11 protein-coding genes are annotated in these 13,164 nt (G+C 68.8%); 2 read left to right on the forward strand and 9 right to left on the reverse strand.

Annotated features, from left to right (window positions below; all coding sequences use genetic code 11):
• Positions 1-32 precede the first annotated feature (32 nt).
• A complete protein-coding gene (locus AzCIB_RS07305) occupies positions 33-1,502 on the forward strand; it encodes an FAD-dependent oxidoreductase (protein ID WP_050415285.1) in 1,470 nt (489 codons plus the stop codon).
• Here AzCIB_RS07305 and AzCIB_RS07310 read toward each other — a convergent pair.
• The 6 genes from AzCIB_RS07310 to AzCIB_RS07335 form a co-directional block, all read right to left on the reverse strand.
• The gene (locus AzCIB_RS07310; RefSeq protein ID WP_232299382.1) at positions 1,456-2,871 is read right to left on the reverse strand and encodes an MFS transporter; all 1,416 of its coding nucleotides are present in this window, start codon (positions 2,869-2,871) and stop codon (positions 1,456-1,458) included. The two genes, AzCIB_RS07305 and AzCIB_RS07310, sit on opposite strands and share 47 nt — an antisense overlap.
• 244 nt (positions 2,872-3,115) lie before the next feature.
• Entirely contained in the window at positions 3,116-4,180 is a 1,065-nt protein-coding gene (locus AzCIB_RS07315; RefSeq protein WP_050415286.1) for an alkene reductase, read from the reverse strand.
• 11 nt (positions 4,181-4,191) lie between these two features.
• Positions 4,192-4,821 carry a nuclear transport factor 2 family protein gene (locus tag AzCIB_RS07320; RefSeq protein ID WP_083446908.1) on the reverse strand — a complete coding sequence of 210 codons (630 nt, stop codon included), beginning with the start codon at positions 4,819-4,821 and terminating at the stop codon, positions 4,192-4,194.
• Positions 4,822-4,829: 8 nt separating this feature from the next.
• Positions 4,830-5,600 (reverse strand): SDR family NAD(P)-dependent oxidoreductase, encoded by a 771-nt coding sequence (locus tag AzCIB_RS07325; protein ID WP_050418272.1) that lies wholly within the window; start codon positions 5,598-5,600, stop codon positions 4,830-4,832.
• A 10-nt stretch (positions 5,601-5,610) separates the two neighbouring features.
• Positions 5,611-6,447 (reverse strand): SDR family NAD(P)-dependent oxidoreductase, encoded by an 837-nt coding sequence (locus tag AzCIB_RS07330; protein ID WP_050415288.1) that lies wholly within the window; start codon positions 6,445-6,447, stop codon positions 5,611-5,613.
• A gap of 182 nt (positions 6,448-6,629) precedes the next feature.
• Positions 6,630-7,634, reverse strand: coding sequence for an AraC family transcriptional regulator (locus tag AzCIB_RS07335; protein WP_050415289.1), 1,005 nt, complete (start codon positions 7,632-7,634; stop codon positions 6,630-6,632).
• Between the two features lie 227 nt (positions 7,635-7,861).
• Between AzCIB_RS07335 and AzCIB_RS07340 the strand changes: the two genes are divergently transcribed.
• The gene (locus tag AzCIB_RS07340; protein WP_050415290.1) at positions 7,862-9,070 is read left to right on the forward strand and encodes an XdhC family protein; all 1,209 of its coding nucleotides are present in this window, start codon (positions 7,862-7,864) and stop codon (positions 9,068-9,070) included.
• A 245-nt stretch (positions 9,071-9,315) separates the two neighbouring features.
• Here AzCIB_RS07340 and AzCIB_RS07345 read toward each other — a convergent pair whose 3' ends face one another.
• Genes AzCIB_RS07345 through cofC form a run of 3 tightly spaced genes read right to left on the reverse strand, consistent with a single transcriptional unit; the run spans position 9,316 to position 13,066 of the window.
• Positions 9,316-9,957: an SRPBCC family protein gene (locus AzCIB_RS07345; RefSeq protein WP_050415291.1), complete on the reverse strand. Its 642-nt coding sequence runs from the start codon at positions 9,955-9,957 to the stop codon at positions 9,316-9,318.
• A gap of 41 nt (positions 9,958-9,998) precedes the next feature.
• Positions 9,999-12,395, reverse strand: coding sequence for a 5-amino-6-(D-ribitylamino)uracil--L-tyrosine 4-hydroxyphenyl transferase CofH (gene cofH / locus AzCIB_RS07350; RefSeq protein ID WP_050415292.1), 2,397 nt, complete (start codon positions 12,393-12,395; stop codon positions 9,999-10,001).
• Positions 12,347-13,066 (reverse strand): 2-phospho-L-lactate guanylyltransferase, encoded by a 720-nt coding sequence (gene cofC / locus AzCIB_RS07355; RefSeq protein ID WP_050415293.1) that lies wholly within the window; start codon positions 13,064-13,066, stop codon positions 12,347-12,349. Before cofC ends, cofH begins: the two co-directional genes overlap by 49 nt.
• Positions 13,067-13,164: the final 98 nt, after the last annotated feature.

Below are 13,164 nucleotides of genomic sequence, written 5' to 3' on the forward strand. Positions count from 1 at the left end.
CCGGACCGAACCTCACCCCCAGGAGAATTGAGATGGAACAGCAGTTTTCGCCGTCGCGGCCATGCCGCGTCGAGGATGTCCCGCAGTGGGACATCGAGACCGATGTCGCCGTGGTCGGCTTCGGCGCCGCCGGCAGTTGCGCAGCGATCGAAGCGCGCAATGCGGGCGCCGAGGTGGTGATCTTCGAGGTCGCCGCCGCGCCGGGCGGCAGCGCGGCGCTGTCCGGCGGCGAGGTGTACGTCGGCGGCAGTGGCGGCACGAGCGTGCAGCGCGCGGCCGGATTCGAGGACTCGACCGAGGACTTCTACAAGTACCTGCTGATGGCGGGCGGCCCCGGCGCCGACGCCGCACGGGCGCGCGTGTATTCGGAGAACGCCGAAGCGCACTTCCGTTGGCTGCAGGAGCAGGGCGTGCCGTACAAGGGCACTTTCCTGCCCGGGAAATGGCTCGAGCCGCATACGGACGACACGCTGGTGTGGTCGGGTTCCGAGCTGGCCTGGCCGTTCTCGGCCGAGGCCAAGCCAGCACCGCGCGGGCACACCGCGCAGCAGGACGGCTGGAGCGCCGGGCGAACGCTGATGGAGAAACTCTGCGGCCGCGCCGAGGCGCTCGGCGCGACGGTGTATTGCAGCAGCCGCGCCCTGGCGCTGGTGACCGCCGCCGACGGCGCGATCGTCGGTCTCGTGGTGCGCATCGACGGGGTGCCGCGCTACGTGCTGGCGCGCCGCGGCGTGGTGCTCGCGTCGGGCGGCTTCATCACCAACCGCGAGATGGTCGAACGCTACGCGCCCGACGCGCTCGTGTGCGAAACGCCGGTCTCGGCCGGCAACGACGACGGTTCGGGCATACGCATGGGCATCGGCGCCGGTGGGACGGCGCTCAACATGGACCAGTTCTTCGCGACTCTGCCCTACTTTCCGCCCGAGTCGCTCGTGAAGGGCATCTTCATCAACGAGCGCGGCGAGCGCTTCATCAATGAGGACGCCTATCACGGCCGCATCGCGCACTACGTGCTGCGCCAGCCGGGTGGCCGCGCCTGGCTGATCGTCGATGACGAAATCTTCGGACGGCCGATGATCCATCGCGACATCACGATCGCCGGGGTGGGCGAGACCTGGGAAGAACTGGAGCAGGAACTCGGACTGGCCGAGGGCAGCCTGCAGTGCACCGTCGAGGCCTTCAACCGGGAGGCTGCCGAGGGACGCGATCCGCAGTTTCACAAGGCAGCCAACTGGCTGCGCCCCCTGACGAAGGCCCCGTTCGCCGCACTGAGCTACTGCCGCGGCGACATTCCGGGACACGCCTTCACGCTGGGCGGCCTCGCGACCGACACCGACGGCGCGGTGCTGAACGAGGCCGGCCAGCCGATTCCCGGTCTCTATGCCGCGGGGCGCTGCGCCTGCGGCCTGCCGCGCTGGGGAGAAGGTTACAGCTCTGGGATGTCGCTGGGCGACTCTACGTTCTTTGGTCGACGGGCTGGCCGTCGCGCGGCGGAGGGCTGAGGCGCGGGTCCTGCTGCTGGGCCTGCTTTCGTTCAAGGCGCAGGCTCAGCAGCAGGGCAAGGCCGATCAGGCCGACAAGCAGCCAGCCGACCGTGCCGAGTGCGGCGGCGAGGGCGTCGGGCGTGCCCTGCTGCTTGTGGAACGCGAGCGAGGCGCTGAAGGTTGCAAGCGATACGGATGAGCCCGTCGGCGCGCCCAGATCGCGCAGGGTGCTGAAGAGCCCGGTGCCGGCGCCCAGGCGCTCGGGGGGGACCGCGCCGAGGGCGAGTTTCATCACCGCCGGGGTGTTGCAGCCCATCGCGAGGCCGAGCACGCAGACCGTGGCGATCACGAACCACAGCGGGGTGTCGCTGCGCAGGGTGAGCAGCAGCGCGAGGCCGGCGAGCATGACGGCGAGGGCTGCAGTCGTGACGTGGCGGGGAGCGATGCGGTCAACGAGGCGGCCGGCGAGCGGCGAGGCGAGCACGCTGCTGCCGTAGAGGAAGAGCGTGACGAAGCCGAACTGGGCGGCGCTGCCGCCGGGGCGTCCGTTGATGAAGAAGGCGAGGGCGTAGACGACGCCGCTGAAGGAGAGCAGGTGGAGCCAGTAGATCGCGCTGGGCAGCGCGAAGGCCGGGAGGCGCAGGATCGCGACATCGATGACGGGGGCTGCGACGCGCTGGCTGTTGCGCCACAGGAGCGTGAGGCCCAGGACCCCGGTCGCGACGATTACCGCGGTGTAGGGCGAGCGGAGGCCGAAGTTGCCGATCCAGGTGGGCAGGGAGAGCAGCGCGGCGATCGTGGCGAAGAGCGCGGCGGAGCGCTCGCTGCGGATGTCCGGCACGAGCAGGGCGACCGGGACCAGGCCGGCGAGGGCGAGCGCGCCGCTGATCCAGTAGACGCTGGGCCAGCCGAGGCGGTCGATCAGCAGTCCGCCGAGCAGTCCGCCGCTCGCCGCGCCGAGCGTCATCGTCATCGCGAAGATGCCCAGCGCCATGCCGCGGCGCTGCTCGGGGAAGAGATGCCCGATGTAGGCGAAAACGCCGGGCAGTATGCAGGCGACGCCGAGGCCCTGGGCGAAACGCGCAGCGAGGAAGACATGGAAGTTCGCGGCCGCGGCGGCGGCGAACTCTGACAGCGCGAACACCAGCAACCCGGCCAGCAACACGCGCTTGCGCCCGCGCTGGTCGCCCAGGCGCCCCATGATCGGCGCGAACACGGTGAGGCCGACGAAGTAGGACATCAGGACCAGCGCGGCGAGGTTGATCGGAATGCCGAAGTGCTTGGTCAGGCTGGGCAGCGCCGGCGCCTGGAAGGCGGCCGCCTCGATCGTGACGAAGGTGCCGAACAGCAGGGCAGCGTAGATCTTCCACGCGGTGCGCGAATCCATGGTTCCTCCGAAAAGGGAGATGTGACGTGGACGGCTGCTTTTGCTCCCTCCCCTTCAAGGGGGCGGAGGCGGGGTTTCGCAGAGCACCGCTCTGCGCCGCCGTAGCGGCGGAGCGAAGCGGAGACTCCCGGGGCGGGGTGGGGATGGGTTACGCAGGCGTCGCAGAAACCCATCCCCCTCCTAGCCTCCCCCTTGAAGGGGGAGGAACAGGGTTCCCGGCATGCCGTCGTGGCTGTGCCTGGCGTTACACGGCCAGCGGGGGATAGTCCGTATAGCCGCGCGGCCCCGGCGTGTACAGCGTACCCTGATCGAATTCGGCGAGCGGGGCGCCCTCACGGAAGCGCCGGACTAGGTCCGGGTTGCCGATGAAATAGCGCCCGAAGGAGAGCGCCTCGCCCTTGCCCTCGGCGATGACCCGTTGTGCGCTGGCGAGCTTGAAGCTGTCGTTGGCGATGATCGGGCCGCGGAAGTTGGCGCGGGCGAGCGCCAGCGCGTCGAGTTCGCGCAGCGGCGAGCGCATCACGTGCAGGTAGGCGAGGCCCAGCGGGTCGATGGCCTGCAGCAGTCCCGTGTAGGTCGTGACCGGATCGTCGTCAAGGACATCGTTGAACGGATTGGCCGGGCAGATGCGCAGGCCGACGCGACCGGCGCCGGCGGCGGATGCCATGGCTTCCAGCGCCTCGACGACGAAGCGCAGGCGCTTTTGCGGCGAACCTCCGTAGGCGTCGTCACGCTGGTTGGTGTTGGCGGCGAGGAACTGCATCGGCAGGTAGCCGCTCGTGCAGTGCAGTTCGACGCCGTCGAATCCGGCTTCGAGGGCATTCCCGGTCGCGCGGCGGTATTCGGCGATCACGCCGGGGATTTCTTCGGTGCGCAGCGCGCGCGGCATGTCGTGCTCGACCATGCCAGCGACGTCGGTGAAGATCTTCCCGGCAGCGCGGATCGCCGAGGGGGCGACGGTCTCGGTGCCGGGATCCTTGTTGAGATGGCTGGCGATGCGCCCGACATGCATGATCTGCAGCACGATGCGTCCGCCTTCGCGATGCACCGCGTCGGTGACCTTGCGCCAGCCGGCGATCTGCTCGCCGGTGTGGATGCCCGGCGTGCGGCAGTAGCCCTTGCCGTTGGCGCTCGGCTGCGTGCCTTCGGCGACGATCAGGCCGGAGGTGGCACGCTGGCGGTAGTACTCGACCATCAGATCGGTCGGCACGTCGCCCGCGCCCGCGCGGCTGCGGGTCATGGGTGCCATGACGATGCGGTTGGCGAGCTCGATGTCGCCGAGCGTGAGCGGGGAAAACAGGTCTGGCATGTCGGGCTCCTTCAGCGGACGCGGATCTTCGGCGCGGGGGTGCCGCGTCGCATCGTCTCGAGGAACTTCTCCAGCGGCGCGGGCGGCGCGACTTCGGGCAGCGATTCCTTGTCGGGACGGTTGGCCCAGAACTCCTTCCACGACGGGAAAAGCTCGTGGAAGGTGCCGGCGTAGGGCGGGCGGCCCGGCCAGCGCATCTTCATGTCGCCGATCGGCGGCTTGTTCAGGTCGGTGGCGTACCAGTAGCACGGCAGGCGGCGCCGGAACAGCCAGCGGCCGTCGATGCGCTGGTAGTCGTCCCAGTACAGCATCTGCATGATCACCCACTCGCCGCCGCACTCGTGCTCGTTCTTCGAGTAGACGACGCCGGTGGCGTGGTCGCGGTCGGTGAACTCGATGATGTGCTGGCCGAGATGGTGGGAGGTGCCGGTGAATTGCTCGCGCAGCGTGTCGTCCTGCCAGGCCTTGAAGTGAGCGCGGCCGACCCGCTCGCGGCCGACGCGGATGTCGGGCGCGAACAGGTTCACGTGCGAGTCCATGTCGCGCATGTCGAGCGACAGCGAGTACTTCGCGACGAGCTGACGGATTTCGTCGAGCGATTCGAGCCGGTCGATGCGTTCTTCGAGCGTGGGCGTGCTCATTGCGTCCCTCATTCGAGCGCGGTGACGAGCACGGCGGAGCGACCGCCATCGACCGGCAGCGCGGCGCCCGTGATGTAGGAGGCGTCGGGTCCGGCGAGGAAGGCGACTGCCGCGGCGAGCTCGTCGGACTGGCCGACGCGGCCCATCGGAATCAGCTTCTCGGTGTTGCGGCGCGACTTCTCGTCGGAGAGCATGCCGGCGGTGGCCGGGGTCTCGACGACCGCAGGGATCACGACGTTCACGCGGATGTTGTCGGGGGCGCCTTCGGCGGCCGCGGCGCGCGAGAAGTTGATGATCGCGGCCTTCGCGGCCGAGTAGCCGGCCATCCACGGCGTGCCGAGCGTGCCGCAGATCGACGACAGGTTCACGATCGCGCCGCCGCGCCCCTTCATCAGCTTCATCGCGGTGCGCGTACCCCAGAAGGTGCCGTCGACCGAGGTGCTGAAGTTGGCGTGCCAGTCGGCGGTCGAGGTCGATTCGATGGCGCCCCAAGTGTAGGCCATCGCGTTGTTCACGAGGATGTCGAGGTGGCCGTGGCGCTTGGCGGTGTCTTCGAGCGCGGCGACGAACTGCGCCTCGTTGCCGACGTCGACGACGAGCGCTTCGGCCTTGCCGTCCTTCGCGACGATGTCGGCGACGACTTCGTCGAGCGGTTCCTTGCGGCGGCCGCAGATGACGACGGTCGCGCCCTCGGCGGCGAGGCGACGAGCCGTCGCGGCGCCGATGCCGGAGCCGCCGCCGGTGACGAAGGCGACCTGGCCGTGGAGTTTTCCGGACATGCGCATCCCCTTACTTGAAGTACGAGCCGCCGTTGGCGACGAGATCCGAACCGGTGACCATCGCGGCGTCGTCGGAGGCGAGGAAGGCGACCACAGCGGCGATGTCGGAGGGCTCCGCCATGCGGCCGAGCGGGATGCCGGCGACCATCGAGTCGATCCACGCCTGCGAGACGTTGGCCATGATCGGCGTGTTCACCGGGCCGGGCATCACGTTGTTCACGCGAATGCCGCGCGGCGCGAGCTCCCGCGCGAGGCTGCGCGTCATGCCCGTCAGCGCCGCCTTGGAGGCGGCGTAGTGCAGCGCGCCTTCGCCCGAGATCGCTGCCGTGCTGGAGATGTTGACCAGCGCGCCCTTGATGCCGTGCTTGATCATCACGCGCACGGCTTCGCGAGTGCAGAAGAAGGTGCCGTCGAGGTTCACCTGCATGACGCCGCGCCAGCCTTCGTCGGCCATGTCGCAGATGAGATCGGGATACACGGTGGGCTTTTCGCCGCGGGCCATCTGTGCGCCGCGCTCGTTCATGCGCGCGAGCAGCTTGTCGAAACCGTCGTTCTTGGCGCTGCCGATGCCGGCGTTGTTCACGAGCACGTCCAGGCGGCGATAGCGGCCGTCGACTTCCTCGAACAGGGCCTTCACGGAGGCGCTGTCGGCGATGTTGCAGACGCGCGCGATGCCGTCCGAGGTGTTGCCACTGAGACCTGCGAGTTCCAGCGTTTCCTTCGCGTTGGCTTCGTTTACATCGACCGCGACGATGGTGGCGCCTTCCTGCGCGAGGCGGATTGCGATGGCGCGTCCCATGCCTTGGCCGGCGCCGGTGACGACGGCCACTTTTCCTGCGAATCTCATGCCTTGTCTCCTGGAAATGACTGTTTGCGTGGGGTGAGCGTAGGGATCCCGCCCGGGCGTGCCATCGTCCGATGGGACTAACGCGGCCACCCATTACCGTTCGGGCTGAGCTTGTCGAAGCCCTCTCACGGCCCTTCGACGGGCTCAGGGCGAACGGATGTTGTATATGTCGGTGCGTTCCCTCAGGCCGCGTGCGCGAGGCGTGCGTCGGAGAGCGTCTGATTCGTCCACGCCTTGAAGGCGCGGCGGAAGTTGCTGACGCTGCTGTAGCCGAGCATGTAGCCGATCTCCTTGGGCGTCAGCATTGTGTGTTGCAGGTACTGCAGCGCGAGATCCTTGCGCGTGTCGTCGAGGATCTTCTGGTAGCTCTGGTCTTCATCCACGAGTCGCCGGCGCAAGGTGCGTGCGCCGATGTTGAGGTGCTCGGCCATCTCCTCGAGGGTCGGAAATTCCCCGGGGTGGCCCACCAGATAGTCGCGAATCAGTTCCGACAGCCCCGCATCCCGACGCTGGCGCGCGGCAAGCATCTCGCACTGGCTCGCGCACAGCTTGAAGACCTCGGGGTTCGCGAGGCTGATCGGATCTTCCAGCCGGTTGATGTCGAAGACGACGAGGTTGCGCGACTGGTTGAAGTAGATCGGGCAGTTGAAGCGGCGGATATAGGGCGTAACGTCGGCAGGCTGCGGGAAGGTCAGGTGCAGCTCGAGGATCGGGAAGGGGCGGTTGGTCAGCGTCGACGCGAGCTGGATGGTCTGGCTGACGAACTCCTCGACCGCGAAGCGCATCACGTCGCCGAGACGATAGACGTCGTGGATCTCCGAGAACCAGCGCCCGTGCTTGATGTAGTTGGTGGTCGAGAAAATGTGTTCGTTGAGGCCGCGGTAGCGGTCGTAGAGTTCGCGCGAGTCCTTGAGCGTTGAGGCGCTGAGCGCCGCATAGCCGAGGATGCCGAGGTCGCTGACGCGGAATTCCTCGCCCAGCGCGATGCCGAGCCACGGGTTGCGGGTGAGTTCCAGCATGTTGAGGATGACGCGGCGATACTGCGGCGGATGCGGCTGGAGGTCATGCTCCTGCAGTTGCTTGGCGCGCAGTCCGGTGCCGGCGAGCACGCGCTCGGCGCCGATGCCGCGGCTGGCCATACGGGCCAGATAGAACTCGAGTTTGCCCGTCGGTTTCAGATCATTCATCGCCGTCTCCGTCCGTATCTGCCGCTTTCCGGGGCACGCCCGGCCGCGGGTGGTGAGGGCATCGTCGTCGATGGCCCGTTCGCGCGCATCACCCGATCGCATTAAATCCCCCGGCGCTTCGAGCGTTTAGGTCTTGGCCGCCGCCGTAATGCAAAGGAACGATGCGGGTTTGCGCGCCGCGGACGACAGTTCGAGCAGGGCTTGTGATACCGGAGAGGGAGGCGCCGATGAACGAAATGCAGCGGATCATCCAGGCCGTCGCGCGCCTGCGCGGGCGTGGCGAGATGGCGGCGCTGGCCACAGTGGTGGCGGTCGAAGGATCGACCTACCGACGCCCCGGCGCGCGTATGCTCGTGAGCGCGGACGGCGAGGCCGAAGGCGCGATCAGCGGCGGCTGTCTCGAACGCGACGTCTTCCGCCAGGCCGCCCGTGTGCTGCACAGCGGCCAGCCTGCAGTCACCGCGTACGACTCTACCGGCGAGGATCTCGATGAAGGATACTCGCTCGGCTGCAACGGCCTCGTGGTCGTGCTCGTCGAGCCCCTGGCGCCGGACGGACCTGCTGCGGCGCTCGACTTCATCGCGGACTGCGTGCGACGTCGCCGTCAGGGCGTGGTCGCCACGGTTTTCGCGGTGCGGGGCGCGGTTCGGACGCGCATCGGTGCGCGGCTGACCCTTGCCGACGATGGATCGAGCTGCGCGACGGGGATCGATGATGACTCGACGCGTGAGCTGCTGTGCGCCGAGGCCTCCAAGGCCCTGCACACGGGACGTTCTTCGCGCACCCGGGTCAGTACGCCAGCAGGAGAGTTCGAAGCCTTCGTCGAGGTGGTCGCGCCGCCGACGGCGCTGAAAATCTTCGGGGCCGGCCACGACGCCGTGCCGCTTGCGCAGTTCGCGCAGGCGCTCGGCTGGCACGTGAGCGTCGTGTCGCGCAATGCGGGTCATGGCATCCACGCCCGCTTCGCCACAGCCGACCGCGTGCTCGTCGCGGATGCCGACGAGGCACTCGACGGGCTGGAGGACGAGGGCGGTGCGATCGCCGTGGTGATGACGCACAACTACTTCGAGGACCTGCGCGTGCTGCGCGCGCTGATCGCGCGTCGGCCGCGTTATGTCGCGCTGCTCGGCCCGAAACGACGCACCGCGCGCCTTCTCGCGGCTTTGGCGGACGAGGGCCTGATGCCGCGCGGCAAGCCGGCGCCATGGCTGCACGGGCCGGCGGGGCTGGACATCGGGGCGGACACGCCGGAGGAGATCGCACTGGCGATCGTCGCGGAGATCCGGGCCGTTGTCACGGAGCGGAAAGGGGGCTTTGCGCGGGAGCGGAGCGGGCCAATGCACCCGCGGAGCGAGGCGCTTGAAGGGGCGCGTGAAACGGTGCTTGCTGTCGGCGTGCCGCGCGGCGAAGTCGTGTGCGGGATTATCGCCGACTAGCTCGGGACGGAGCAGCCGAGACACGTTCGGGCGGGAAGGGGCGGTCACATGAATGCGCTTGTCGTCGGATCGCGTGTGAAATTGTTTGCGGGGGCACGGATTCGTAGGGTGGGAGAAGCGCAGCGCATCCCACCACGCAACGGTCGAGCGGATTCCGGCGCCTGGATTGGCGGGATGCGCTGCGCTCCTCCCGCCCTACGCGGGCTCGTCCGATTGCCTTGGGGGCGGTCGCCCCCGTGCAGGACTCAGGCCCGACCGAACACGCGCCGGAACAGCGCGGCGATGCGGTCGAGGAAGACCTTGAACACTACGCCGACGACGTTGATCGAATCTTCCTTGCGCGGAATGGCACGCGGAGGCGATTCGGGCGCGGTGGGTGCAGCGTTACCGCCTTCTGCCGCGGTGGAGGGAGCCGTGGAGGCTTCGTCGCGCGGGACTTCGAGCAGTGCGCGCACGTTGTTTACGTACTTCTTGATGATCTGTGCCGACACACCTTCGATCATGCCCCGCCCGACCTGGAGGATGCGCCCGGTGAGGTCGATGCTCGACTCGCAGCTCACTTCGGTGCTCCGGCCGTCGGGTGAAGGGGTGAGGCGGGTGACGATCGTTCCGCTGACGGTGCCGCCGCCGCGCTCGTTGCCTGACGCGAGCAGCTTGACGATGTGCTGGGCGAGGTCCTTCTCGACGTAGGTGATCGTGCCCTGATACTGCGCCGTCACCGCGCCGATCTTGAGCTTCACCGCGCCGATGAAGCTGTCGGCATTCACGATTTCCGTCAGCGAGGCGCCCGGCATGCAGGCGACGACGTTCTGCGGGTCGAGCAGGAACTGCCAGACCGCGTCGACCGGCGCGGCGACCTCGAATTTCTCCTGGATTTGCAGGGCCATGTCCGTTCCTTGGTAGTGGTTGTCTTGGTTCTTGCGGGGCTTTAGCCGAGGCAGGCCGCGATTTCGTTGCCTTCGGCGTGCACGGCGTTCTCGCGCACGGCGGCGCGGCCATAAACCGTGTTGCGACGCCAGAGGGGGCGGCCGATGGCGGTTGCGATGCGGTTCATGCCGGTGCCGTCCATTTCCTGGCCGTTCAGGCCACCGGCGGCGCGGGTGATCGATTCGTACATCAGTGTTCCGCCCAGATCGTTGGCGCCGGCTTGCAGGCACCGTGCCGCGCCGGTCGGCCCCATCTTGACCCACGAGGTCTGGATGTTCGGGATCAGCGGGTGCAACGCGAGGCGTGCAACCGCGTGCATCAGCACGGCCTCGCGCGCGGTGGGGCCGGATCGGCTGCGGCCCTTGTGCCACAGCGGCGATTCCATATGCACGAAGGGCAGAGGCACGAATTCGGTGATGCCGCCCGTGTCTCGCTGAAGTTGGCGCAGCTTGAGGAGATGGCGGGCCCAGTGGCGCGGAGTGTCGACGTGGCCGAACATGATTGTCGAGGTCGTGGGCACCCCGACCTCGTGGGCCGCCCGCACGATGGCCAGCCATTCGTCCGTGCCGAGCTTGTCCGGGCACAGCTTTGCGCGCACCTCGTCGTCGAGCACTTCCGCGGCGGTGCCGGGCAGGCTGCCCAGCCCGGCGTCGCGCAACCGGCGCAGGAACGCGGCTGGTGACAGCCCAAGCGTGGCCGCGCCGTGGCGGATCTCGAGCGGCGAGAAGGCGTGAATGTGCATGTCCGGCACGGCGTCGCGTACGGCCGCGACGATGTCGAGGTAGGACTGACCCGTGTAGGCGGGGTGGATGCCCCCTTGCAGGCAGACCTCGGTGGCGCCTCGGCGGTGTGCCTCCAGGGCGCGCTGTCCGACCTCGTCGGCGCTCAGCACGTAGGCGGGGCCGCGCAGCGTCTCGGCGCTACGCCCCTTCGCAAAGGCGCAGAAGCCGCAGCGGTGTTTGCAGATGTTCGTGTAGTTGATGTTGCAGTTCGCGACGAAGGACACGCCTTCCCCAACGGTGGCCGCGCGCAGGCGATCGGCTGCCTCGACGACGGCCGTGTAGTCGGCGCCGCGCGCTTCGAAGAGGGCGGCGATCGCATCCTCGGTGAGTTCGCGGCCGGCGCTGGCTTCGTCGATCAGCCGGAGGACAGTGCTCGACGGCGCACGCGCGTTGCTTCGGGCGCCGCCGCCGACGGATGGCGGGAGCGGCGCACCGCTGCCGGCGTGCCAGGCGTCGTCACGCGCGAAGCCCGATGCGTCGGTGCGGTGCAGGATGGCGCGCGAGATCTCGGGAGCGGTCCAGCGGGCCGCGTCGCGGGCGTAGGCGGGGACCAGCGCGAGGCGCTCGACGAGCTCCCGCCCGGCCGCCTCGGTTTCCTGCCGCAGCGTGGCAATGTGCGGCCACGCGGCCTCCGGGTTCACATGGTCGGGCGTGACCGGCGAGATGCCGCCCCAATCGTTGATGCCGGCGCGGATCAGCGGCGCGAGTTCGCCTGGGCGCAGGTTCGGCGGCGCCTGGATCGACATCGCGGGGCCGAAGATCAGGCGCGCCATCGCGATCGTCCACTGGTGTTCGACCAGGTCCGGCTCGGGCGCGTGCGCCATCGCGGTGCGCGGTTTGGCGCGGAAGTTCTGGACGATGATCTCCTGAATGTGGCCGTGCCGGTCATTCAGCGCGCGCAGGGCGATGAGGGCCTCGATCCGTTCGAAGCGCGTCTCGCCGATGCCGACGAGAATGCCGCTCGTCATCGCGATCGCCTGCTCGCCAGCGGCGTGCAGGGTCGCGAGGCGTGCGTCGGGATGCTTGTCGGGGCATTGCCAGTGCGGGCCACCGCGCTCGGTGAGGCGGGTGGCGGTCGACTCCAGCATCAGGCCCATCGATGCGGCGTGCGGCCGCAACCGGCCGAGCTCCTCTGCCGAGAGCGTTCCCGGATTGAGATGCGGCAGCAGTCCCGTCTCGTCGAAGATGCGGCGCGCCATCGCGGCGACGTAGTCCACCGTGCTGTCGAAGCCCAGCGCGGCGAGCGCGTCGCGCGCGGCGGGGTGGCGCAGCTCGGGGCGTTCGCCGAGCGTCAGCAGGGCCTCGCGGCAGCCGGCTGCGGCCCCGGCGCGGGCAATCGCGAGCACCTCGTCCGGACTGAGATAGGCCGGTGTTCCTGTGCGCGGACTCTCCGCAAAGGTGCAGTAGCCGCAGCGGTTGCGGCACAGATGCGTGAGCGGGATGAAGACCTTGCGCGACCAGCCGACCGCGGTGCCGTGGCCCGCGAGGGTCAGTGCTTCCGCCGTCGCGAGGATCGGTTGGAGTTCGGCCGCGGCAGCGAGAATCGCCGCGCCTGTGGCGTCTAGCCTCAGTCCCGCGCGTACGTCGGCAAGGATTCGCTGTGCACTGTCGGCCATGGCATGGGATTCCGGTGGGGGGTGGGGAAGTGGCGGCACGGTGGGTCGCGGCGAGCCGTCAGAGGGTGGCAGTGTGATTGGCTGAGTGATTGGCCGAGAGGACGCGCGAAGCGCGCGAGATCGGCCGGCAGATCGACATCGAAGGCCAGTCCCGGCCGTTCGACGATAGCCGGCACCAGTCCGCAGCGCAGCGCCTCGGTGACGTGAATGGGGAAACTCTGCGTGCCGAACTGAAAGCGAAAATCGCTGCCGGCCTCGAGGTAGACCGCGTTGGTGCCGACGCGGGCCCGGTCGGGTGCGAGCGCGAGGCCGGATTGGCGACCGCGCAGCACGAGTTCGTCGATGTCCTCGGGACGCGCGAGCGGCAGGTCTCCGTGCATCACGACGAGTTCGCTCGCGCCCCGGTCGGCGAGGGCGAGGGCGGCCTGCTGCACCGAGCCGTTAAGCCCGAGGCCGCAGTCGGGCAGGACCTCGACGGGGCGGGACGTGAGATTTGCGGCGGGGGTGACGATGGCGACCCGATCGATCAGTGACGAGCCGAGCAGCGCGTCGAGCACGCGATCGAGCATCGCGCGTATCAGGCGCTGACGCTCGCCCGGGCCGAGGACGCCGGCCAGCCGACCCTTGCCCAGGGCGGGCAGCTTGATCGGGATCAGCGCCCAGCAGCTCACGGTCGGCCCCGGTCAGTCGGCGTAGGCGGCGAGCGCGCCGGTGATGCGCACGCCGGCCCCATCCACCGAATAGTTGCGGTTCATGAAGATGAGGATCG

The sequence above is a fragment of the Azoarcus sp. CIB genome, from assembly GCF_001190925.1.
Classification (GTDB): Bacteria; Pseudomonadota; Gammaproteobacteria; order Burkholderiales; family Rhodocyclaceae; genus Aromatoleum.